Below are 23,201 nucleotides of genomic sequence, written 5' to 3' on the forward strand. Positions count from 1 at the left end.
CCATGCAGGAACTGCTTGATTCACGCCGCGTGCACTACTTTCTCCAGGTGGTGGCGAGCGGCTCGGTGCGCGCCGCCGCGGAACAGTTGGGCGTCGAGGCCTCGGCGGTGAGCCGGGCCGTCTCGCTGCTCGAAAAGGAATGCGGCATGGCCTTGCTGGAACGCCGCGGCCGCGGGGTCGTGCCGACGGACGCCGGACGATTGCTGGCCACCTACGCACGACGCCAGCTCGACGTACAGGCCACTTTCTACGCCGAAGTCGAAAGCCTTCGAAGCGCCAGCCGCGGCCACATCGACCTGGTGCTCGGCGAGGGCATGCTCGACCTGTTCTTCCAGCCGCTCGTGTCCGACTTCATGCGCGCGCACGCGCACGTCACGGTGAACCTCAACGTGCAAAGCACCGCTGACAGCATCGACCTGATCCTGCAGGACAAAGCCCACGTCGGCGTCGTGTTCCAGCCGCCTTCGGACGTGCGCCTGCGCTCGCACCACGCCACGCCGTCGGCGCCGATCCAGGCCATCGTCCATCGCTCGCATCCGCTGACGCAGATCGGCCGGCCGCTGCAACTGAGCGACCTGCTGGGCTATCCCGGCGCCGCCATGCAGGATTCATTCGGCGTACGCCAGCACGTGAATGCGGCCGAGATCAGCGAGCAGTTGCAGTTGAACAATGTGCTCGTCACGTCCTCTTTCAAGGTGCTGTGGCACTTCGCCGATGCGGGCCTGGGCTACGCCCTGACCACCGCCAGCGCGGCCTTCGCGTCGCGCATCCAGATGCCGGACGTTGTGGCGCTTCCGATGGCCAATCCCATCCTCAACCGGGGTGCCATGCACGTGCTCACGCGCACGGGCCGGCACCTTCCTCCGGCAGTGCTGTCGTTGCTCGAGCACTTCATCAAGGGTATACCCGCGCAACGCTGAGTCCTTCAAGCTTGCCGTTGCCTTTGGCGCAACGATTCGTCGGCCTCTTCGTCATTGTTCGGCCTCTCGTCGCTCCCCAAAATCGACACGAGGGCGGCCCGTCGTGCTGCTCAAAAACGTGTGATGGAGGACAAGCGATGAGTGTGAACATTTCGATGCGATCGTTTCTACGGACTGCCGCATTCGGCATGCTGGCCTGCGTGGCGGGCGTCAGCGGTGCGCAGCAGGCCTTTCCAGCGGCCAAGCCGGTCAGCCTGATCGTCCCGTACCCCGCCGGTGGCCCCAGCGATGCGGGCGCGCGCGCATTCGCGACACCGTTCGGCGAAGCCATCGGGCAATCCACGATCGTCGAGAACCAGGGCGGCGCGACCGGAACCATCGCTGCCAACAAGACGCTGGCTGCAGCGGCCGACGGCTACAACGTCTTCTACGGTTCGCCCAACGAGGTGATCCTGGCGCCGATGGTCAACTCGGCCGTCAAGTTCAAGCCGGAAGATTTCACGCTGGTTCATCCGATTTCGACCCTTCCGCTCGTTCTGCTGACGCGCAACGACCTGAAGGTCAACAGCCTCGACGAATTCATCGACCTGTCGCGCAAGTCCACCAAGACGCCGCTGAGCTTCGGATCGGTGGGCATCGGTTCGCTCTACCACGTGGTCACCGAATACCTGGGCCGCAAGGTTGGCGCGCAGTACCACCACATTCCGTACAAGGGTTCGGCGCAGGTGTTGACCGACCTGGCCGGCGGCCAGATCGACTTTGCCATCCTGCCTTACCAGGCCTCGATCGACGGCATGGTCAAGGACAAGCGCATGCAGCTCATCTCCAGCTTCTCGCGCACCCTGCCGCCCGGCCTGAAGCACGTCAAGTCCGTGAGCGAGAGCAAGCTGCTGACGGACTTCGAGTTCACCGTGTGGGGCGGCATCTTCGTCAAGACGGGAACGCCGGATGCGATCCTCGCCACGCTGCGAAACGGCACGGTCAAGGCACTCGCCAATCCGGAGCTTCGCAAGCGCATGGAAGCCGAAGGCCGCGTGCCCTTCGACGCGAACAGCAAGGAGCAGGTCGCCGAGCTGCAGAAGGCCCAGATCGCCGCCTACCGGACGATGATCAAAACGGTCGACTTCAAGCTGAGCAACTGATATTTCCCGCGCGCCGCTGGCCGGCGCGACGGGCTGAAAGGCGCGGGCCTTGGAGAAGACGGCGACGCACCACGCGCAACGCTGCCTTACCGGGGCGCCGCGCTTTTTTCCAGCCAGCGGTCCAATGTCGTCGCGCCCAGATGGGCTCCGGCATCGGGCGTCAGGGATCTGTCATCGATGCGCGTGCCGAAGTAAAGCGCATCGTCGTCCCGGAGCACCTCGCGCGGGTCTTGCCTGGCCCGCAGTGCGCGACGCAGCAGAACATCCAGGCTGATGGCCTCCGGGCCCGCGATCTCGCACATCCCGTTCAGCGGCGATGCGACCGCGATTTTCGACAGCGCCAACGCTACGTCGTTCGCCGCGATCGGCTGCAAGCGTGCCGAGGAAGCGCGAACGGTCTGGCCCTCGGTGTTCGTATAGGCAATCGCGTCCAGGAACTCGAAGAACTGCGTCGCGCGCACGATCGTGTACGGCACGGCAGATTCCTTGATGAGCGCTTCCTGCGCCACCTTGGCGCGCAAGTAGCCGCTGTCGGGCGAGCGTTCCGACCCCACCACCGAGAGCGCCACGTGATGGCGCACGCCGGCGGCGGCTTCGGCGGCCAGCAGGTTGCGCGTCGAGGCCTGGAAGAAGCTCATCACCGCCTCGTCTTCAAAAGATGGCGAGTTGGTGACGTCCACCACCACGTCCGCGCCGGCCAGCGCAGTCGACAGGCCTTCACCCGTTACAGCGTTCACGCCCGAGGAGGGCGATGCCGACGACACGCTGTGGCCGGCCTCCTGCAGCAGCGCTGCGAGCTTCTTGCCGATGAGACCGCTGCCGCCAATGATCACGATGTTCATGCCAAATCCTTCAAGTGTTGGGAAACCCACGGACGGCGACACCGTGTTGCCATCCATGCACACAAGACGTTTGGCGTGATCGCGCTGTGACAGCGCGGCGAGATTTTTTTGAGTTTCAGTCCGAAGAAGGCGACACCCGCGCCACCGCCGCGGCGATGCGGGCGAGCTTGTCGGGATTGCGCTGCGCGTGGATCCGCACGATGCGCTCGCCGTCGGTTTCAACGGATTGCGCCGACTCCAGCACCCCGTCGATGAAGCGCAGCAAGCCCCACTGGCCGTTGAGCAGCACCACTTCGAAGCGCACATCGTCCGGATGGCGCAGGCCGGTGGCCAGGTACAGCTGCGCGATGCGTTGCCCGCCCACCAGCGGCACGCCGAAGCTCGGCACCTTGCCGCCGCCATCGCCGATGAGGTGGGCGTCGTCGGCGAGCATGGCTTTCAGGGCAGCAAATTCCCCGCGCACCGCCGCGTCCGCGAAGCCTTGCAGCAGGCGTTGCTGGGTTTCGTGGGCGACCGTGTAGCGCGGCTTGTCGTCTTGCAGTTGCGCCTTGGCGCGGTGCACGAGTTGCCGGCAAGCGGCCTCGCTCTTGCCCAGCACCTCGGCCAACTCGGCGTATTCCGCTTCGAAGACTTCGCGCAACAGGTAGGCCGCCCGCGCCTCGGGGGCCAAGCGCTCCAGCAGCGCCAGAAAAGCGACCGACACATCGCCGGCCCGCTCCAGTTCCTGTTCCGGCGAAAAGGGCGAATCCGACATCAGCGGCTCCGGCAGCCAGGTGCCGACGTAGTGCTCGCGCTGCACCTTGGCGGAGCGCAACCGGTCGATGGAGATCCGCGTGGTCACTGACACCAACCATGCCTCGCTGCTCTCCAGCTGCGTGGTGTCGGCTTCATGCCACCGCAACCACGCGTCCTGTACGACATCCTCGGCCTCCGCCGGCGAGCCGAGCATGCGATAGGCGATGCCCTGCAGGCGAGGGCGCAGGCGGTTGAAGGTCGCGGTCGCGGGGTCCATGGGATCGGCGGCTGGCCGGGCGGGGTCAGATCGTGAAGTCGTAGTCCACCGTGATCGGCGCATGGTCGCTGAACTTCACGGTCTTGTATATCTCTTCGCGCAGTGCCAGCCGGGCGATTTCTGGGGTGGCCAAGTGGTAGTCCAGCCGCCAGCCCACGTTCTTCGCGTAGGCCTGGCCGCGGTTGCTCCACCAAGTGTAGGCCTCGTCGGTTGTGTCCGGCTTGAGCATGCGGTACACGTCGACCAGCCCGGCGCCTTCAGCCCCGGCGTCCAGCAGCCGCGTCATCCAGGCGCGCTCCTCGGGCAGGAAGCCGCTGTTCTTCTGGTTGCTGCGCCAGTTCTTCAGGTCGATCTGCTGGTGGGCGATGTTGATGTCGCCGCACAGCACGAACTCTCGCTCGGACTTGCGGGCAAGCAGGTGCGGGAAAAAGCCCTTCAGGAAGCGGAACTTGGCGGCCTGGCGTTCTTCGCCGGATGAGCCGCTGGGGAAATAGCAGCTGATCACCGAGAACTTGCGTTTCGGCGTGTCGAAGCGCAGCTCGAGGTAGCGCCCTTCGGCGTCGAATTCCTTGTCGCCCCAGCCCACGACCACGTCGCTCGGCGCGTGCTTCGAGTACACGGCGGTGCCGGCGTAGCCCTTTTTTTCCGCAAAGTGGAAGTGGCCCTTGAGTCCGGCCATCTCCTCGAAGCGCCCCTCGATATCGCTGGCCTGGACGCGGATTTCCTGCATGCAAATACAATCCGGCGCCAGTTCCGCGACCCAGTCGGCCACGCCTTTGGTGGCTGCGGATCGCAAGCCGTTGAGGTTGAGGCTGGTCAGTTTGAACACGAGGAAAACTCCAATGGCAGTAGATACAGGGAAGAACGGCGCAGCCGAAGGCGGGCAAATTGCCCAGGATTTCGTGCAGTTCGCGCTGGATTCAGGGGTGCTTCGCTTTGGCCAGTTCAAGACCAAGGCCGGGCGCATGAGCCCGTATTTTTTCAACGCAGGCCTGTTCGACGATGGCGCCAAGCTTTTGCGGTTGGCGGAATTCTATGCAGACAGGCTGATCGACAGCGGGCTCGAGTTCGACATGATCTTCGGCCCCGCCTACAAGGGCATTCCGCTGGGCGCCACGGTCGCAGCGGAACTCGCGCGGCGCGGGCGCAACGTGCCCTTTGCCTACAACCGCAAGGAAGCCAAGGACCACGGCGAAGGCGGCACGCTGGTCGGCGCCAAGCTGGCCGGCCGGGTGCTCATCGTCGATGACGTCATGTCCGCGGGAACGGCCGTGCGCGAGTCCATCGCCATCATCCGCGCGGCCGGCGCCACGCCGCAGGCCGTGGCCATCGCCCTCGACCGTCAGGAAAAAGCCACGGAAAACGGTGTCGACGTAGACCACAGCGCTGTGCAATACGTGCGAAATCAGCTCGGGATGCAGGTAGTTGCGATTGCAACACTTGATGACTTGCTACAGTATCTGACCAGCCGGGCGGACGACGCCCTGCAGGAACACAAAGACGGGGTCTTGGCGTATCGGGCGCGCTATGGCGCGGCATGACGCCGATCGAACACTTGAGTAAGGTCGTTGCAGGTGCGCCACTTCGTTCTCCTTGCCAGCTTGCCGTTGTTGCTGAACTGCCTGTCGGGGCACGCTCAGCAGCCTGCCAACCCGCCCAGCGGCATTGGCATCTATAGCTGCGTGGATTCCAGGGGCCGCACCATCACGGCCGACCGGCCCATTGCCGACTGCGTGGACCGCGAGCAGCGCGAACTCAATCCCAGTGGCACCACCCGTCGCAAGGTCGATCCCACCTTGACGGCCCGCGAGCAGGCCGAGCGTGACGAGCGCGACCGACAGGCCGCCCAGGCCGCCCTGCGCGCACAGGAAGAGCGCCGCCGCGAACGCGCGCTGCTCATTCGCTACCCGACCCCGGCCGCGCACGACCGCGACCGCGCGGACGCGTTGACGCAGATCAACGTGGTGATCCAGGCCGCGAAAAAACGCCTGTCCGAACTCGCCGAAGACCGCAAGAAGCTCGACGAGGAGATGGAGTTTTATTCGAAGGACCTCTCCAAGGCGCCCGGATCGGTGCGCCGCCAGATGGACGACATTGCGCAGAGCGTGGCGGTGCAAAACCGCTTCATTGCCGATCAGGAAGACGAAAAGAAGCGGGTCAACGCGCGCTTTGACGAGGAGCGCGCGCGGCTGTCGAAGCTGTGGCCGACGCCGGTGTCGACGCCTGCGGCAAAGGCCCCTTCGACGCCCGCCGCTTCGACCGGCGCGACGGCGAACAAATAGGCCTCGGGGCCCCCGCGCGGGAGCCCTGTCAGCGGCGGCTCAGCCCAGGCGCGCCTTCAGCAAGGCGTTCACCTGCCCCGGGTTGGCCTTGCCGGCGCTGGCCTTCATCACCTGGCCGACCAGGGCGTTGAAGGCCTTGTCCTTGCCGGCGCGGTATTCGTCGATGTTCTTCTGGTTCTTGGCCAGCACCTCATCGACGATTTTTTCCAGCGCACCGCTGTCGCTCATCTGCTTGAGGCCCTTGGCCTCGATCACGGCGTCGACCTCGCTGCCGTCGCCGCTCCACAGGGCGTCGAACACCTGGCGGGCGGCGTTGTTCGAGACGGTGCCGTCGCTGATGCGCGCGATCAGCTTGCCCAGTTGCGCAGCCGTGACGGGCGCTGCGTCGATGGACAGGTCTTGCGCATTCAGCCGGCGCGCGATCTCGCCGGTGATCCAGTTGCTGGCCAGCTTGGGCTGCGCGCCCGCGGCGACCACGTTGTCGAAATACCTGGCCAGCGCGACGCTTTGCGTGAGCTGTGTTGCGTCGTAGGCCGACAGGCCGTGCTCGCGCCCATAGCGATCGGCCATGGCGCGCGGCAACTCGGGCATTTCGCTTTTCACGCGATCGATCCACTCCTGCGCAATGGCGAGCGGCGGCAGGTCCGGGTCGGGAAAGTAGCGATAGTCGGCCGCGTCTTCCTTGGTGCGCATGGCGCGCGTCTCGCCCGTGTCGGGGTCGAAAAGCACGGTGGCCTGCTGGATGGCGTGGCCGTCTTCCAGTTGCTCGATCTGCCAGCGGATTTCGTAGTCGATCGCCTGCTGCATGAATCGGAAGCTGTTGAGGTTCTTGATCTCGCGGCGCGTGCCCAGCGGCGCGCCGGGCTTGCGCACCGAGACGTTGGCGTCGCAGCGAAAGCTCCCTTCCTGCATGTTGCCGTCGCAGATGCCGATCCACGTCACGATCTTGTGCAGCTCCTTGGCGTAGGCCACGGCTTCGGCGGTCGAGCGCATGTCGGGCTCGGTCACGATTTCCAGCAGGGGCGTGCCGGCGCGGTTCAGGTCGATGCCCGACTGGCCGATGAAATTCTCGTGCAGCGACTTGCCGGCGTCTTCTTCGAGGTGGGCACGCACGAGGCGCACGCTTTTGAGCTCTTCGCCGAGGTAGAAGGACACCGTTCCGCCCTGCACGACGGGAATCTCGTACTGGCTGATCTGGTAGCCCTTGGGCAGGTCGGGGTAGAAGTAGTTCTTGCGCGCAAAAACGCTGCGCGGCGCGATGTGCGAGCCGAGCGCCAGGCCCAGCTTGATGGCGCGTTCGACAGCGCCCTTGTTCATCACCGGCAGCGTGCCGGGCAGCGCCAGGTCCACGGCGCTGGCCTGCGTGTTGGGCTCCGCGCCAAAGGCCGTCGAGGCGCGGCTGAAGATCTTGCTCGCGGTGGAAAGCTGGGCGTGCGTCTCGAAGCCGATGATGACTTCGTAGCCCTGCACCAGCGGACCCGTGGGGCGGCCGGCTTGCGCTTCGGCAAAGGGGTTTACGACAGCGGTTTCACTCATCTCTGTTGCTCCAACTCAATACTCTCTGCATGCGCTCTGCTGCGTAAGGGGTGTGTGCCTAGAACCCCACAGGGCTACGCGTATGCCAGTCCGTCGCCTGCTGGAAGCGATGCGCCGCGTTCAGCAACTTCGCTTCGCTGAAATAGTTGCCGATGAGCTGCAGGCCCACCGGCATGCTGTCTTCCCCAAATCCCACAGGCAAGCTCATGCCCGGCAGACCCGCCAGCGAGCCGGGCAGGGTGAAGATGTCGGCGAGGTAGTCGGCGACCGGGTCGTCGCTGTGCTCGCCGATCTTCCACGCCACGGTGGGCGCCGCGGGGCCGGCGATCACGTCGCAGTCCTTGAAGGCGTTCTGGAAGTCGTCCGCGATCATGCGGCGCACCTTTTGCGCCTGCAGGTAGTAGGCGTCGTAGTAGCCGTGCGAGAGCACGTAGGTGCCGATCATGATGCGGCGCTTGACCTCGTCGCCGAAGCCTTCTTCGCGCGTCCTGGCGTACATGTCGGCCAGATCGCGGTAGTTGCTGGCGCGATGACCGAACTTCACGCCGTCGAAGCGGCTCAGGTTGCTCGACGCCTCGGCCGCCGCGAGGATGTAGTAGACCGGGATCGACAGTTCGGTGCGCGGCAAGGTCACGGCCACGCGTCGGGCGCCCAGCTTCTCGTATTCGCCCAGCGCAGCGTCGATGGCGGCGCGAACGCCCGGCGCCACGCCGTCACCCAGGAACTCCTTGGGCACGCCGATGCGCAAGCCTTCGAGCGAGCCGTTGAGCGAACGCGAGAAATCCTCAGCCGGCTTGTCGAGCGAGGTCGAGTCGCGATCGAGGTCGGGGCCGCAGATGCTGGAAAGCAGCAAAGCGCAGTCTTCCGCCGAGCGCGCCATCGGGCCGGCCTGGTCCAGACTCGACGCAAAAGCCACCATGCCGTAGCGCGACGCGCGCCCGTAGGTCGGCTTGATGCCCGTGACACCGCAAAACGAAGCCGGCTGGCGAATCGATCCACCCGTGTCGGTGCCCGTGGCGGCAGGTGCCAGGCGCGCCGCGACCACGGCCGCGCTACCGCCCGAGGAGCCGCCGGGAATGCGCGTCGTGTCCCATGGATTGCGCACGGGAACCACCTTGTCGCTGCCCACTGCGGGCACGGCCACATTTTCGTTGGACGATCCCATCGCGAATTCGTCGCAGCTCAGCTTGCCGAGCGTGACGGCGCCGGCCTCGGCGAGCTTGCGCACGACGGTGGCGTCGAAAGGCGAGCGGTAGCCCGCCAGCATCTTCGAACCGGCGGTGGTCGGGAAGTCGGTCGTGACGAAGATGTCCTTGTGCGCGATGGGCACGCCCGCCAGGGCCGGCGCGTTGCCCGCGGCGATGAGGCCGTCCGCGGCGCGCGCCTGCGCGAGGGTGGCGTCTTCGTCGATGGCGACAAAGGCGCCCAGCGATTCGTGCGCCTTCGCGCGAGCCAGGAAGTGCTGCGCCGTTTCAGTCGCGGAAACCTCGCGCGCCGCCAAGGCGCGCGCCAGTTGCGCCACGCCCAGCTGATGGAGTTCGGTGCCGCTCATTCGATCACCTTCGGCACGAGGAACAGGCCGGCTTCGACAGCCGGGGCGCTCTTCTGATTGGCCTCGCGGTTGTTCGGCTCCGTCACCTGGTCATCGCGCAGGCGCAGCGTCACGTCCTCGATGGCCGCCACGGGATGGGCGAGCGGCTCGATGCCGCGCGTGTCGACAGCGCGCATGCGCTCGACCAGGTCAAAAAAGCCGTTGATTTGGGTGAGCATGCGCTCGCTTTCATCGGCGCCGAGATCGAGTCGGGCGAGCGATGCAATGCGGGCGATATCGGTGGAGGTCAGGGACATCGATGGAAACCCGTAAAACCGGGCGAATTCACGGCCCGCGCGGGGCCGCTGAAACAGGATCGAGAGGGGTATTCGGTTATTATCCCGCCTTTGCCGCATCCCCCGCGAACGCGCCGGCATTTGCCGCAAAAACGATCAATTCACCCCGTCTAGACGACCAAACACAAGTGGGCGACGACTGCCAAGCGCTTTCGTGCCCTAGAGGATCCTGCACATGTTCGGAGCTTTCCGTCGGTACTTTTCGACCGACCTTGCCATTGACCTTGGCACAGCCAACACCCTGATTTTTGCGCGCAATAAAGGCATTGTCCTGGATGAGCCTTCGGTGGTGGCGATCCGGCATGAAGGCGGCCCGCACGGCAAGAAGGTGATCCAGGCTGTTGGCCGCGAAGCCAAGGCCATGCTCGGCAAGGTGCCCGGCAACATCGAGGCCATCCGCCCGATGAAGGACGGCGTGATCGCCGACTTCGTCATCACCGAGCAGATGATCAAGCAGTTCATCAAGATGGTGCACCCGCGCACGTTGCTCACGCCGAGCCCGCGCATCATCATCTGCGTGCCCTGCGGCTCGACCCAGGTCGAACGCCGCGCCATCAAGGACGCGGCCGAAGCGGCGGGCGCCACGTCGGTCTACCTCATCGAAGAGCCGATGGCCGCAGCGCTCGGCGCCGGCCTGCCGGTGAGCGAAGCCAGCGGTTCGATGGTCGTGGACATCGGCGGCGGCACCACCGAAGTGGGCGTGATCTCGCTGGGCGGCATGGTCTACAAGGGCTCGGTGCGCGTCGGCGGCGACCGCTTCGACGAAGCCATCATCAACTACATCCGCCGCAACTACGGCATGCTGATCGGCGAGCCGACGGCCGAAGTCATCAAGAAGAACATCGGTTCCGCGTTCCCTGGTTCCGAAGTCAAGGAAATGGAAGTCAAGGGCCGCAACCTCTCCGAAGGCGTGCCGCGCAGCTTCACCATCAGCAGCAACGAAGTGCTGGAAGCGCTGACCGAGCCGCTGAACAACATCGTCTCGGCCGTGAAGAACGCGCTGGAGCAAACTCCACCCGAACTGGGCGCCGACATCGCCGAGCGCGGCATGATGCTCACCGGCGGCGGCGCGCTGCTGCGCGACCTCGATCGCCTGCTGGCCGAAGAGACGGGCCTGCCGGTGCTGGTCGCCGAAGACCCGCTGACCTGCGTGGTGCGCGGCTGCGGCATCGCCCTCGAGCGCATGGATCGTCTGGGAAGTATTTTCACGAGCGAGTAACTGTTGCTCGGCCCCAGGCTTGCCCGCGTCGGGAGGCCGCCAACCCCCTGCCGGGGGAACTCCAGCGGCCCGGCACAGCCAGTTGCGCGGTGTTTCTGAAATGGGGCTGCGGCTGCTTGGGAGCCTAGGACAATTCCCGGTGTTTCTGGCGTAAAACTCCACCATGCCGCTTGGCACTCTCGATCGAACCGCGCCGCCCCTCTTCAACCAGGGGCCCTCTGCGCTGAGCAAGCTGGTCTTCTTCAGCGCGCTTGCGCTTTTCCTGATGGTGGCGGACGCGCGCTTCCACATCGTCCAGCCGGTCCGCACTGTCGTCGGTGCCATTCTTTATCCAGCCCAGTGGCTCGCGCTCAAGCCGGTGCAAATGGCGCTGGGTGGCGGCCGCTATTTCGACGACCTGCAAACGGCGCAACGCAACGAGGCCGAGGCGCGCAAGGAACTCGCCCGCCAGTCCGAGCGCGCAAGCCAGTCCGACAGCCTGGCGCAGGACAACGCACGGCTGCGATCCCTGCTCGAACTTCGGCAAACGACGCCCACGCCGGGCCGCGCAGCCGAGGTGCTGTACGACGCGGCCGATCCGTACACGCGCAAGATCGTCATCGACCAGGGCATCACGCACGGCATCGCGGCCGGATCGCCTGTCATCGACGAGCGGGGTGTGCTGGGGCAGGTCACGCTGGTGCAGCCTTTCACCAGCGAGGTAACGCTGGTGATCGACCGCGACCTGGCCATTCCCGTGCAGAACACGCGTACCGGCGCGCGCAGCGTGGCCTTTGGTGACCCCAACGTGCACGGCGGCGGGCTCGAGTTGCGCTTCATGGCCGCCAATGCGGATCTGCGCGAGGGCGACTTGCTCGCCACCAGCGGGGTCGACGGCGTGTATCCAGCGGGTCTTCCCGTGGCACGGATCGACAACGTCGAGCGTCGCGCGGACTCGGCCTTTGCGCGCATCCATTGCCTGCCGCTCGCCGCGGTGACTGCCGCGCGTTACGTGCTCGTGCTGTCGCCGGTGGGTGGGGCCATCACGCGCCCCGCGCATGCGGCGGCGCCCGAGCCCGTGGCCGGCAAGAAGAAGGCGGGCGACAAGGACAAGACGGACAAGACCGCGGACAAGTCCCCCGGAAAAGCCGCGGACAAGGCAGCCGGCAAGGCAACAGACAAGCCAGGCGACAAGGCGGGCGACAAGGTGGCTGCTGACAAGGCGGCAAGCGACAAGACAGCAGCCGACAAAGCAACGGCCGACAAAGCAACGGCCGACAAAGCAACCGCCGCCAAGCCGCCCGCAAAGCCCGCCGCACATGCGCCGGCCAAGCCAGCCACCACCGAAAAGGAAAGGCAGGCCCCATGATCATGCGTCCAGGCCAGCAGCAATTGCTGCTCCCCGTCAATCCGATCTTCATGTGGGGCAGCCTGCTCGTGGCGATGCTGCTCAACATGCTGCCGCTTGGCCGCGTCGCGTGGACGCCTGACTTGCTGGCGCTCGCCATCGTGTTCTGGGGCGTGCACCAGCCGGCGCGCATCAGCATCGGCACCGCCTTCGTGTTCGGCCTGTGCATGGACGTGCAGCAGTCGGCGATGCTTGGCCAGCACGCGCTGTCGTACACGGCGCTGGGCTACTTTGCGATCACCATCCATCGCCGTCTCCTTTGGTATCCGGTGATTTCGCAAGCGTTGCAGGTGTTGCCGCTCTTTGCATTCCTGCACGTCGTCGAACTGGGCATTCGTCTCGTGGGCGGCGGCGTGTATCCGGGCTGGCAGATGTTCCTGTCGCCGCTGCTCGAGGCCGCGCTCTGGCCCGTGGCGACGGCGCTTCTGCTGGCGCCGCAACGCCGGGCCCCGGAGCCCGATGCCAACCGGCCCTTGTGAAACTCCGCAGGCGACCTAAGCTCCAAGCCCCATGACCGAAATCCGCAATGTCGCTGCCGACCTGGCGCGCTTTCGCCGGCGTGTGCTGGTCATTGCGCTCGTGGTGCTCGTGTGCTTCGGCTTGCTGGGTGCGCGGCTGTTCTTCCTGCAGGTGGTGCGCCATGAAGACCTCGCGGACCAGGCGGAGAACAACCGCACGGCCATCGTGCCGGTGGTGCCCAATCGCGGATTGATCCTCGACCGCAACGGCATCGTGCTGGCGTCCAACTATTCGGCGTTCACGCTGGAGATCACGCCATCGAAGGCGGGCAACCTTGAAACCACGATCGATCAGCTCGCCGAGGTGGTCGACATCACGCCGCGCGACCGCCGCCGCTTCAAGCGCTTGCGCGAGGATTCCCGCAGCTTTGATTCCGTACCCATCCGCACGCGGCTCACGGACGAAGAGGTGGCGCGCTTTGCCGCGCAGCGCTATCGCTTTCCGGGCGTCGAGATCAAGGCGCGCCTGTTCCGCAACTACCCCAACGGCGAAATCGCCAGCCACGTGCTGGGCTACATCGGCCGCATCAACCAGGCCGAAAAGGCGGCCATGGACGATTGGGAAGACGAGGACCTGGCCAACTACAAGGGCACCGAATACATCGGCAAGCTGGGCATCGAGCAAAGCTACGAGAAGCAGCTGCACGGCCTGACTGGCGTCGAGCAGATGGAAACTTCCGCCGGCGGCCGCGCCGTGCGCCGCCTTGCCAGCAAACCCGCCACGCCGGGCAACACGGTGATGCTGGCGCTCGACATCAAGCTGCAAAAGCTCATCGAGGACATGTATGGCGATCGCCGCGGCGCGCTGGTCGCCATCGACCCCAAGACCGGCGAGGTGCTGGCCTTCGTCAGCAAGCCGACTTTCGACCCCAACCTGTTCGTCGAAGGCATCGACACCGAAAGCTGGCAGGCGCTGAGCGAGTCGATCGACAAGCCGCTGCTCAATCGCGCACTGCGCGGCACCTATCCGCCGGGCTCGACCTACAAACCCTTCATGGCGCTGGCGGCGCTGCAGACCGGCAAGCGCGCGGCCAGCACCGTGGTCCTCGACCCGGGATACTTCAACTTTGGCGGCCATCGCTTCGGCAGTCCGGAAGGCTACATCGGCGGCGTCGACATGCGGCGCGCCATCCAGTTGTCGAGCAACATCTATTTCTATTCGCTGGCCAACGAGATGGGCGTGGACATGATTCACGACTTCATGAAGCCGCTGGGCTTCGGCCAGATCACCGGCATCGACATGGGCGGTGAAGTGCGCGGCGTGCTGCCCAGCACCGAGTGGAAGCGCAACGCCTACAAGCGGCCCGAGATGAAGAAGTGGTACGCCGGCGAGACCATTTCGCTGGGCATCGGGCAGGGATACAACGCCTTCACGATGCTGCAGTTGGCGCAGGCGACGGCCGTCGTGGCCGACGGCGGCATCAAGCACCGTCCGCACCTGGTGCTGGCGACCAAGGACACGGTCACGGGGCAGGTGACCCCGGTGCCGCAACCTCCGGTCGACAACCTGGGCTTCACGCCGCAAAACGTCTCGGTGATCCGCGACGGCCTGATGGCCGTGGTCAGCGGTGGCACGGCGCGCGCGGTCTTCGCCGGCGCAGGCTACGCGGCCGCCGGCAAGACCGGGACCGCGCAGGCCGTCGGCATGGCTGCCAACACCAAGTACAACGCCAAGGCGCTGGAAGAGCACCAGCGCGACCACGCGTTGTTCGTGGCGTTCGCGCCGGCCAACGATCCCAAGATCGCGGTGGCCGTCATCGTGGAAAACGCCGGCTGGGGTGCCGGAGCGGCAGCGCCCATCGCGCGCCGCGTCTTCGACTATTGGCTCTTGAACCAGTACCCGAACGAAGCGGACATGGCCGCCGTTCGCATCGGCAAGGCGGCGGCGCCGATGGGCAAGCCGCGCGTGGCCAGCGAAATCGCGTGGCCGACGCCCTCGAGCAATCCGGCGTCGGCGCCCTGATATTTGTTGCGCGCGATCAGCGCAAGAAGGCGTCGTACGCGGTCTTCATGATCAGCGCGCTCACGACCACGATGAACACCTTGCGCACGAAGCCGGCGCCGTGCTTGAGCGCCACGCGCGCGCCGATCAGGCTGCCCGCGACATTCGCCACCGCCATCACCAGTCCGAAGTGCCACCAGACGTGGCCCTTCAGGGCCAGCAGCAGCAGGCCGCCCAGGTTGGTCGTGGTGTTGAGCAGCTTGGCCGATGCCGACGCATTGAGAAAGTCGTAGCCCAGCACCCGCACCATCATGAAGATGAAGAAGCTGCCGGTGCCCGGCCCGAAGAAGCCGTCGTAGGTGCCCAGCACGAAGCCGACGGCGCACATCACGATCATCTCGGCGCGGCCGGAAAAATTCGGCAGGTGATGGCGGCCCAGGTCCTTGCGCGCCACGGTGTACAGCAGCAAGCCCAGCAGGATGAAAGGCAGGAGCTTGCGCAGGAAGTCGCCCGACACCAGAGTGAGCGCCCACGCGCCGCAAAGCGATCCGGTAAACGCGAGTGCCGCGGCGGGCAGCAGGGCGTGCCATCGCATGTGCACCCGGCGGCTGAATTGCGCCGTGGCAGCGGCCGTGCCCCAAACAGAGGCGCTCTTGTTCGTGCCGAACAGCGTCGCTGCGGGCGCGCCGGGAAAGACGGAGAACAGGACCGGAATCAGGATCAACCCGCCGCCGCCAACAATTGAATCTACAAAGCCCGCGAACAACGACGCGAAAGTGACCACCAACCATTCCATTGGTGGAATTGTCTCATCGTGGGTTTGCTATCAAATCAGGAGCACGAGCCGCACGCAGGAAGATGTTGCGCCGCGAGCCGGAAAAAAGAAAAGGCGCCGACCAGCGGCGCCTTGATCAAAAAAACGGCATCTCGTGCGGATGCCTTGTTCCTATTCATTCTGTATTCCGAAAAATGTCTCCTCGGCCCCCGCGCCTCGGGATGAGCCCGTTTGCGAGTGGCATGACTGTATGCGACGCACCTCGCAAGTGCATCAGGATTTACCCGCTTGGCGAATCCATGCAGCAGCCTTCTCCGCCATCATCAATGTGGGACTGTTGGTGTTGCCGCTGGTGATGGTGGGCATCGCGCCTGCATCGACCACGCGCAAGCCTGCAATGAATCCGCCCTGGCCATCACGCACGCGAAGGCGCGAATCGAGCACGGCTGCGGGGTCGTTGTCGGCGCCCATTTTCGTGGTGCCCACGGGATGGAAGATGGTGGTGGCGATGTCGCCAGCCAGGCGCGCCAATTCGTCGTCGCTCTGGTATTGGACGCCCGGCTTCCATTCCTGCGGACGGTACTTCGCGAGCGCCGGCTGGGCCACGATATTCCGGGTGACGCGCAGCGAATCAGCGGCCACTTTCCGGTCCGCTTCGGTGCTCAGATAGTTGGGCGCGATGGCCGGCGCGTCCTCATGGCGCGCGCTGCGGATGCGCACCGTGCCGCGGCTCGTCGGGTTGAGGTTGCACACGCTGGCAGTGAACGCCGGAAAGCTGTGCAGCGGCTCACCGAACGCATCGAGCGACAGCGGCTGCACGTGGTATTCGATGTTGGGCCAGGCGTGTTCGCGGGAACTGCGCGTGAAGGCGCCGAGCTGCGAGGGCGCCATGCTCATCGGGCCGGTGCGCTTGAACGCGTATTCCAGGCCGATCTTCGCCTTGCCGAACAATGAAGACGCCAGCACGTTGAGCGTGGGCGCCCCGTCGATCTTGTAGACCGCGCGGATCTGCAGGTGGTCTTGCAGGTTGCCGCCCACGCCCGGCAGATCGGCGACCACGTCGATGCCGTGCTGGCGAAGCAGCTCGGCCGGGCCGATGCCCGACAGTTGCAGGATCTGCGGCGAGCCGATGCTGCCGGCCGAGAGCACCACTTCGCACGTGGCATGGGCCACGACCATTTCGCTGCCGTTCCACACCTGCGCACCGGTGCAGCGGCGCGTGCCGTCGCCTTGCGTCTCGACGATGAGCTTCGTGACGTGCGCACCGGTCCACAACTCGAAGTTGGGTCGGCCGTAACAGGTTGGGCGCAGGAAGGCCTTGGCCGTGTTCCAGCGCCAGCCGTTCTTCTGGTTGACTTCGAAGTAGCCGACGCCTTCGTTGCTGCCGCGATTGAAGTCGATGGTGTGCGGCACGCCGGCTTGCGTGGCGGCTTCGGCAAAGGCGTCAAGGATGTCCCAGCGCAGGCGCTGCTTTTCGACGCGCCATTCGCCGCCTGCACCGTGCATGTCATCGGCGCCGCGGTAGTGGTCCTCGTGCTGCCTGAAGGCCGGCAGCACGTTGTCCCAGCGCCATTCGTCGTCACCGGTGAGCTGCGCCCATTGCTCGTAGTCGCGCGCCTGGCCGCGCATGTAGATCATGCCGTTGATGCTGGAGCAGCCGCCCAGCGTCTTGCCGCGCGGGTAGCGCAAGGTGCGGCCGTTGAGCCCCGCGTCGGGCTCGGTCTTGTAGAGCCAGTCGGTGCGCGGGTTGCCGATGCAATAGAGATAGCCGACCGGAATGTGGATCCAGTGGTAGTCGTCCTTGCGGCCCGCTTCGATGAGCAGCACGCGGCGGTTGGCGTCCGCGCTGAGCCGGTTGGCCATCAACGCGCCGGCCGTGCCACCGCCGATGACGATGTAGTCGAATGTCGTGTCGCTCAACTGGAAGTCTCCTTGTTCTTCTGGGCAAGCCGCTTGTTCGCGCACCCGCGATCCCAGCAACGCAGCGCGGATCTGGCTCCGCCAGTCCGCAGCTGTGGTCTCCCCCTCGGGGGGTGGCGAATTACACGCCGCGTGAGCGGCGTGAAAAGCCGGGGGGCCTCATTTCGCCGTTGGCATCACGAATTCGGCGCCCTTGGGAGTGTTCTCGGGCCAGCGTTGCATCACCGACTTCTGCTTGGTATAGAAGCGCACGCCTTCCTCGCCGTACGCGTGCATGTCGCCGAAGAGCGAGCGCTTCCATCCGCCGAAGCCATGCCAGGCCATCGGCACCGGAATCGGCACGTTGATGCCCACCATGCCCACCTGGATCCGCCGTGAAAACTCGCGCGCCACATTGCCGTCGCGTGTGAAGCAGCTCACGCCATTGCCGAACTCGTGCGCGTTGATCAGCTCCACCGCTTCCTTCAAATCGTGCACGCGCACGCAGGACAGCACCGGGCCAAAGATTTCTTCCTTGTAGATGCGCATCTCCGGCGTGACGTGGTCGAACAGCGTGCCGCCCATCCAGAAGCCATCGCCGCAGCCCTGGCCAGCGGTGTTCGCGTCAAAGGTCCGGCCATCGACCACGAGCTTCGCGCCTTCCTTCAAGCCCTGCTCGATGTAGCCCGTGATGCGCTCGTGCGCCGCGCGCGTGACGATCGGGCCCATCTCGGCCGCCAGGTTCTCGCCGTCGAGCACCTTCAGCGTCTTCGCGCGCTCGACCAGCTTGGGCATGACCTTTTCCGCCGCGTCGCCCACCAGCACCGCCACGCTGATCGCCATGCAGCGCTCGCCGGCCGAGCCGTAGCCCGAGCCGATGAGCGCATCGACGGTCTGGTCGATGTCCGCATCAGGCATCACGACCATGTGGTTCTTGGCGCCGCCCAGCGCCTGCACGCGCTTGCCGTGGCGCGCACCGGTCTCGTAGATGTAGTTGGCGATGGGCGTGGAGCCGACGAAGCTGATGGCTTTCACGTCCGGGTGTTCCAGCAGCGCATCGACCGCCACCTTGTCGCCCTGCACCACGTTGAACACGCCGTCGGGCAAGCCCGCCTGCTTGAGCAGTTCGGCGATGAGCAGGGAAGGGCTCGGGTCGGTTGGGCTCGGCTTCAGGATGAAGGTGTTGCCCGCCGCGATCGCGACCGGGAACATCCACATCGGCACCATCACCGGGAAGTTGAAGGGCGTGATGCCGGCCACAACGCCCAGCGGCTGGCGCAGTGTCCAGTTGTCGATGCCGGTGGACACCTGCTCGGTGTAGTCGCCCTTGAGCAACTGCGGAATGCCGCAGGCGAACTCCACGATGTCGATGCCGCGCGTGACCTCGCCCTGCGCGTCGGTGAAGACCTTGCCGTGCTCGGCCGTGATGAGGTGCGCCAACTCGTCTCGGTGCTGGTTGAGCAGTTCGAGAAACTTGAACATCACCCGCGCGCGCCGGATGGGCGGCGTGTCCGCCCAGGCGGGGAACGCGGCCTGCGCGGCGGCCACGGCGGCGGCTACGTCAGCTTGCGCCGCAAGCGCGACCTTGCCGGTGACGCGCCCGCTGGCCGGGTTCGTCACGTCCTGCGTGCGGCCCGAGGTGTTGGCCGCCACGCGGCCGTCGATGAAGTGCTCGATATTTGTGATGCTCATGATCTGCTTTCGTCCGGATGGGTGGCAGTTTCCCCCAAGTCACAAGCGAAATGCCAATGATTTTGGCAAAGGTGCTTTATAAACAAGGCAAATATGACTCAGGCGACGGATGCCCAGATTCTGCGCGCCTTCGTGGCGGTTGCGCGCGAAGGCAACGTGTCGCGCGCGGCGACGCGCCTGCACCTGTCGCAGCCGGCCGTGAGCCTGCAACTCAAGCGGCTGGCCGACGAAACCGGACTGCTGCTGTTCACTCGCACTTCGCAAGGACTTGCGCTCACCGGCGACGGCGCCGCGCTGTTGCCGCAAGCCGAGCGCGTGCTGGCGGCGCTGGAAGATTTCCGGCACGCCGCGCAGCGATTGCACAGCACCGTGCGCGGCACCTTGCGCATCGGCACCATCCTCGATCCAGAGTTCACGCGGCTGGGCGCCTTCCTGCGGGAACTGGTCGAAACCGCGCCGCAGATCGCCACCGAACTGCGCCAGGGCATGAGCGGCAGCGTGCTGGAGCAGGTCGCCCAAGGGACGCTCGACGTCGGCTTCTACCTCGGCGATCCGGACGGCGCGATGCCGCGCGAGGGCGGCGGCAAGGCCTTCGAAACACGCACGCTGACCCGCTTCACCTATCGCGTCGTGGCGCCCGCCGGCTGGGGGCCCCAAGTGCTCGGGCGCGACTGGAAAGGGCTCGCCGCATTGCCCTGGCTGGCGACGCCGCCCGCGTCAGCGCATCACCGCATGCTGGCCGAGGTCTTTGGTCCGCGCGGCCTGTCACCGCGCCGCGTCGCGCTGGTCGATCAGGAGGCGTCGATGCTCGACCTCATCAAGTCCGGCGTTGGGCTCAGCCTGCTGCGCGACTCCATCGCCATTCGCGAAAGCCAGGCGCACGGCCTGGTGATCGCCGACCGCGTCAAGCTCGACTGCGCCCTGCAATTCGTCTCGCTGGCCTCGCGCGCGAAAGAGCCCGTGGTGGCCAGCGCGTGGACCGCGCTAGGACGCGTGTGGTCATCACGTTAGGATGACGTGCTCGAATAAGTGTTGCCAAGTGCATCCATACCGCGACCACCTCAAAACCCATGCCTCCCACAGCGCTGGATCCGGCGCCCCCTGAATCTCCCTTGAACGACGAAGCGACGCCAGCCCATGCCGCGCCGCGCGTCGAGCAGCGGGCCGGCCAGGGCGAGGACGGCCGGGCGGACCTGCAGGTCATTGCACGTGGACGCTGGACCGCGCTGGCCTGCTCGTCGCCGCGCGACTGGAAGGCGCTGGTCGGCATGCTGGCGTCAATGCCGGCGTCAGGTGACGTTGCATGGGAGTTGCGCACCATTGATCAGATCGACCACATCGGCGCGCAAATGCTGTGGAACCACTGGAACCACGAATGGCCCGCGCAGGTCGAGATGACGCAGCAGCAGAAAGCCATCCTCGAGCAGGTCGCGCTATTCACCGTGCGCGAACCCGAAGAGCCCGCGCCGACCCTGGTGGACCACTTCAAGAAGTTCGCAAACCGCGGCCCCCACATGCTGGAGACGACGCGGCGCTTCATCACGCTGATCGGCCAGTTCGTGTTCGACGTGGGGCGGCTCATCCGCGCGCCGCACCTCGCCCCCTGGCGCGACATCTCGGGGCACCTCTACAGCACCGGCGCGACCGCGCTGCCGATCACCGCGCTCGTCGGGCTGCTGATTGGCGTGGTGCTCGCCTACCTCACGTCGCAGCAATTGCGCCAGTACGGCGCCGAGACCTTCATCGTCAACATCCTGGGCCTGTCGCTGATTCGCGAGCTGGGCCCGGTGCTGGCGGCCGTGCTGATCGCGGGGCGTTCCGGCTCGGCCATGACCGCGCAGATCGGCGTGATGCGCGTCACCGAGGAAATGGATGCCATGCGCGTGATGGGCATTCCGCATGGCTTCCGGCTGGTGATGCCGCGCGTGCTGGCGCTGGCGATCGCCATGCCCCTCATCAGCATCTGGACGTCGGGCGCGGCAATGCTCGGCGGCATGATCGCGGCCGATGTGTCGCTGGGCATTTCGCCATCGTTCTTCATGCAGGCCTTGCCGCGCGCCGTGCCGTTGACCAACATCTGGCTGGCCATTTCCAAGTCGGCGGTGTTCGGCATCCTCATTGCGCTGATTGCCTGCTACCACGGCATGCGCGTGCTGCCCAACACCGAGAGCCTCGGGCGGCGCACGACGTCATCGGTGGTGATTTCCATCACCGTCGTGATCCTGGTCGATGCGCTCTTCGCCGTGCTGTTCAAGGGGGTTGGATTCCGATGAGCGAGCCGATTGTTCCTCCCGGGCCGGGCGCGTTCTGCGACGTCGATCCTGGCGACAACGCGGTGGAAATCCGCAACCTGTGGACGGTGTTCAAGTCGCCGGGCCGCGAGCAGGTCGTGCACCGCGACCTCAACCTCTCGATCCGGCGCGGCGAGGTGCTGTCGCTGGTGGGCGGCTCGGGCACGGGCAAGACGGTGTTGCTGCGCCAGATCCTCGGGCTCGAAAAGCCCACGCGCGGCGAAGTCTCCGTGTTCGGCGCGCAACCCGGCGAACTGAGTGCGGCGGGCGCGGCGCGCGTGGGCATGCTGTTCCAGCGCGGCGCCTTGTTCTCGGCCTTCAACGTGCTCGACAACATCGCCTTCGCGCTGCGTGAACTCAAGGTGCTGCCCGACGAGTTGATCCGCGACGCGGCGATGGTGCGCCTGCAGATGGTGGGCCTGGGCCCCGAGCATGCGCACAAGATGCCGTCGGCGCTGTCGGGCGGCATGATCAAGCGCGTGGCGCTCGCGCGTGCGCTCATCATGGATGCGCCGCTGTTGCTGCTGGACGAGCCCACCGCAGGGCTCGACCCCGAAAGCGCCGACGAGTTCTGCGACCTGCTGCGTGGCCTGCATCGCGAATTGGGCTTGACGGTGGTCATGGTCACGCACGACCTCGACACCTTGTTCGACCTGAGCACGCGCATCGCGGTGCTGGCCGACCAGCAAGTCATCGTGGCCGGCGAGACCCGCGACGTGATCGCCTATCCGCATCCCTTCATCCACAAGTATTTTCTGGGCGGGCGCGGACAGCGCGCCCTGCAGGCGCTGCACGAGCCGCACGCCGGCCCGGATGCATCATCGGCCGGCCGCATGCCGGTCCCTCCCTCAGCAGCAAGGTAGAACGCCATGGAAAACAAAGCCCACGCTTTTGTCGCAGGCGCCTTCGTGATCGGCGTCATCGGACTCATCGTGGCGCTGGTCGTCTGGTTCACACGCGACGACACGGTGCGCAACATCTACGAGCTTTCCACCCGCGACGCGGTGAGCGGCCTGCAGCCGCAGGCCATGGTGCGTTATCGCGGTATCTCGGTCGGCAAAGTGGCGTCCATCGACTTCGATCCCAAGGTGCGGGGCAATGTGCGTGTGCGCATCTCGGTCGACGAGCGCGTGCCCCTCACCACCTCGAGCTTTGCGTCGCTGAGCTACCAGGGCGTGACGGGCCTGGCCTTCATCGCGCTCGACGACAAGGGCGAATCGCAGATCGCGCTCAAGCCGAACAACGACGATCCGCCGCGCATTCCGCTCAGGCCCTCGCTGCTGGCCTCGCTGCAGGAGCGCGGCGAAGTCATCATCGGGCAAGTCGAGGAAGTGACGCGGAAAGTCAACCTGCTGATTGGCGAGCCCAACCAGAAGCGCGTTGCCGATGCGCTGGAGAACATCTCGCAGGCGGCCATCGCCGCCAATCAACTCACCAAGCGCCTGGACGAAACGGTCAAGACCGGGCTCACTCCGGCGCTCAAGGCGATTCCGCCGCTGGCGGCGAACACGACGACCGCGCTGGCCACCGTCAAGAAGGCGGCCGGCGACGTCTCGCGCGTGGCCAACAACCTGAACGCCACGGTCGGCCGCCTGAACGAAAAGGACGGCGCGCTCGATCGGCTCGCGACCGGCACCCAAGGTCTGGGGCAAGCGATCGACTCTTTCAACAGTGCGACCTTGCCGCGCGTGAACCGTGTGGCCGACGATGCCTCGCGCGCCGTGCGCCGGCTCGGGCGTGCCGCCGAGGGCATCAACGACAACCCGCAATCGCTGCTCTTCGGCACGGGCGTCACGCTTCCCGGTCCGGGCGAGCCCGGCTTTGTCGCCCCGGCGGCCGCGCCCGCGAATCCCTGAA

At 65.9% G+C, this 23,201-nt stretch carries 20 protein-coding genes and 1 pseudogene; 12 read left to right on the top strand and 9 right to left on the bottom strand.

The genetic code is table 11. From position 1 onward, the window contains the following. The first annotated feature begins 2 nt into the window (after positions 1–2). Entirely contained in the window at positions 3–920 is a 918-nt protein-coding gene (locus QTI66_RS35325; protein ID WP_286565039.1) for a LysR family transcriptional regulator, read from the top strand. Positions 921–1,057: 137 nt separating this feature from the next. Next, positions 1,058–2,062, top strand: coding sequence for a Bug family tripartite tricarboxylate transporter substrate binding protein (locus tag QTI66_RS35330; RefSeq protein ID WP_286565040.1), 1,005 nt, complete (start codon positions 1,058–1,060; stop codon positions 2,060–2,062). 86 nt (positions 2,063–2,148) lie between these two features. Here the strand turns inward: QTI66_RS35330 and QTI66_RS35335 are convergent, their stop codons facing one another. The 3 genes from QTI66_RS35335 to QTI66_RS35345 form a co-directional block, all read right to left on the bottom strand. Further along, positions 2,149–2,904, bottom strand: a complete 756-nt coding sequence (locus QTI66_RS35335) for an SDR family oxidoreductase (RefSeq protein ID WP_286565041.1) — start codon at positions 2,902–2,904, stop codon at positions 2,149–2,151. Positions 2,905–3,019: 115 nt separating this feature from the next. Beyond that, positions 3,020–3,916, bottom strand: coding sequence for an RNA polymerase sigma-70 factor (locus tag QTI66_RS35340; protein ID WP_286565042.1), 897 nt, complete (start codon positions 3,914–3,916; stop codon positions 3,020–3,022). Positions 3,917–3,941: 25 nt separating this feature from the next. Beyond that, positions 3,942–4,745 (bottom strand): exodeoxyribonuclease III, encoded by an 804-nt coding sequence (locus QTI66_RS35345; protein ID WP_286565043.1) that lies wholly within the window; start codon positions 4,743–4,745, stop codon positions 3,942–3,944. 13 nt (positions 4,746–4,758) lie between these two features. Here QTI66_RS35345 and pyrE point away from each other — a divergent pair, with 13 nt between their 5' ends. Both pyrE and QTI66_RS35355 read left to right on the top strand, forming a co-directional pair. Then, on the top strand, positions 4,759–5,457 hold the full coding sequence (gene pyrE / locus QTI66_RS35350) for an orotate phosphoribosyltransferase (protein ID WP_286565044.1): 699 nt from the start codon (positions 4,759–4,761) through the stop codon (positions 5,455–5,457). Positions 5,458–5,490: 33 nt separating this feature from the next. Continuing rightward, entirely contained in the window at positions 5,491–6,198 is a 708-nt protein-coding gene (locus tag QTI66_RS35355; protein WP_444815087.1) for a DUF4124 domain-containing protein, read from the top strand. Positions 6,199–6,237: 39 nt separating this feature from the next. On the opposite strand, the gene gatB is transcribed toward QTI66_RS35355, so the two are convergent. The 3 genes from gatB to gatC are packed head-to-tail and all read right to left on the bottom strand — an operon-like array spanning position 6,238 to position 9,582. Continuing rightward, positions 6,238–7,734 carry an Asp-tRNA(Asn)/Glu-tRNA(Gln) amidotransferase subunit GatB gene (gene gatB / locus QTI66_RS35360; protein WP_286565045.1) on the bottom strand — a complete coding sequence of 499 codons (1,497 nt, stop codon included), beginning with the start codon at positions 7,732–7,734 and terminating at the stop codon, positions 6,238–6,240. Between the two features lie 58 nt (positions 7,735–7,792). Then, on the bottom strand, positions 7,793–9,286 hold the full coding sequence (gatA, locus tag QTI66_RS35365) for an Asp-tRNA(Asn)/Glu-tRNA(Gln) amidotransferase subunit GatA (protein WP_286565046.1): 1,494 nt from the start codon (positions 9,284–9,286) through the stop codon (positions 7,793–7,795). Continuing rightward, a complete protein-coding gene (gatC, locus tag QTI66_RS35370; RefSeq protein WP_286565077.1) occupies positions 9,283–9,582 on the bottom strand; it encodes an Asp-tRNA(Asn)/Glu-tRNA(Gln) amidotransferase subunit GatC in 300 nt (99 codons plus the stop codon). The genes gatA and gatC overlap by 4 nt, the downstream gene beginning before the upstream one ends. A gap of 214 nt (positions 9,583–9,796) precedes the next feature. Between gatC and QTI66_RS35375 the strand changes: the two genes are divergently transcribed. The 4 genes and pseudogenes from QTI66_RS35375 to mrdA all read left to right on the top strand — a co-directional run bounded on the left by QTI66_RS35375 (position 9,797) and on the right by mrdA (position 14,708). After that, on the top strand, positions 9,797–10,840 hold the full coding sequence (locus QTI66_RS35375; protein ID WP_286565047.1) for a rod shape-determining protein: 1,044 nt from the start codon (positions 9,797–9,799) through the stop codon (positions 10,838–10,840). 163 nt (positions 10,841–11,003) lie between these two features. Beyond that, a pseudogene (gene mreC, locus QTI66_RS35380) lies at positions 11,004–11,981 on the top strand (rod shape-determining protein MreC); the annotation flags it as partial. Positions 11,982–12,184: 203 nt separating this feature from the next. After that, positions 12,185–12,706: a rod shape-determining protein MreD gene (gene mreD, locus QTI66_RS35385; RefSeq protein ID WP_286565048.1), complete on the top strand. Its 522-nt coding sequence runs from the start codon at positions 12,185–12,187 to the stop codon at positions 12,704–12,706. A 31-nt stretch (positions 12,707–12,737) separates the two neighbouring features. Further along, a complete protein-coding gene (gene mrdA, locus QTI66_RS35390; protein ID WP_286565049.1) occupies positions 12,738–14,708 on the top strand; it encodes a penicillin-binding protein 2 in 1,971 nt (656 codons plus the stop codon). A 16-nt stretch (positions 14,709–14,724) separates the two neighbouring features. Here mrdA and QTI66_RS35395 read toward each other — a convergent pair whose 3' ends face one another. The 3 genes from QTI66_RS35395 to QTI66_RS35405 form a co-directional block, all read right to left on the bottom strand. Further along, positions 14,725–15,483 carry a sulfite exporter TauE/SafE family protein gene (locus QTI66_RS35395; protein ID WP_286565050.1) on the bottom strand — a complete coding sequence of 253 codons (759 nt, stop codon included), beginning with the start codon at positions 15,481–15,483 and terminating at the stop codon, positions 14,725–14,727. Positions 15,484–15,735: 252 nt separating this feature from the next. After that, a complete protein-coding gene (locus QTI66_RS35400) occupies positions 15,736–17,382 on the bottom strand; it encodes a GMC family oxidoreductase (protein WP_286565051.1) in 1,647 nt (548 codons plus the stop codon). Positions 17,383–17,541: 159 nt separating this feature from the next. Continuing rightward, positions 17,542–19,053 carry a CoA-acylating methylmalonate-semialdehyde dehydrogenase gene (locus QTI66_RS35405; protein ID WP_286565052.1) on the bottom strand — a complete coding sequence of 504 codons (1,512 nt, stop codon included), beginning with the start codon at positions 19,051–19,053 and terminating at the stop codon, positions 17,542–17,544. A 93-nt stretch (positions 19,054–19,146) separates the two neighbouring features. On the opposite strand from QTI66_RS35405, the gene QTI66_RS35410 reads away from it, so the two are divergent. The 4 genes from QTI66_RS35410 to QTI66_RS35425 are packed head-to-tail and all read left to right on the top strand — an operon-like array spanning position 19,147 to position 23,200. After that, complete coding sequence (locus QTI66_RS35410; protein WP_286565053.1) at positions 19,147–20,064, top strand: LysR family transcriptional regulator; 918 nt, start codon at positions 19,147–19,149, stop codon at positions 20,062–20,064. 59 nt (positions 20,065–20,123) lie between these two features. Then, the gene (locus QTI66_RS35415) at positions 20,124–21,326 is read left to right on the top strand and encodes an MlaE family ABC transporter permease (protein ID WP_444815088.1); all 1,203 of its coding nucleotides are present in this window, start codon (positions 20,124–20,126) and stop codon (positions 21,324–21,326) included. Then, positions 21,323–22,207 carry an ABC transporter ATP-binding protein gene (locus QTI66_RS35420; protein ID WP_286565054.1) on the top strand — a complete coding sequence of 295 codons (885 nt, stop codon included), beginning with the start codon at positions 21,323–21,325 and terminating at the stop codon, positions 22,205–22,207. The genes QTI66_RS35415 and QTI66_RS35420 overlap by 4 nt, the downstream gene beginning before the upstream one ends. Positions 22,208–22,213: 6 nt before the next feature. Continuing rightward, positions 22,214–23,200, top strand: coding sequence for an MlaD family protein (locus tag QTI66_RS35425; RefSeq protein WP_286565055.1), 987 nt, complete (start codon positions 22,214–22,216; stop codon positions 23,198–23,200). Position 23,201: the final 1 nt, after the last annotated feature.

The organism is Variovorax brevis (assembly GCF_030317105.1).
Classification (GTDB): domain Bacteria; phylum Pseudomonadota; class Gammaproteobacteria; order Burkholderiales; family Burkholderiaceae_C; genus Variovorax; species Variovorax brevis.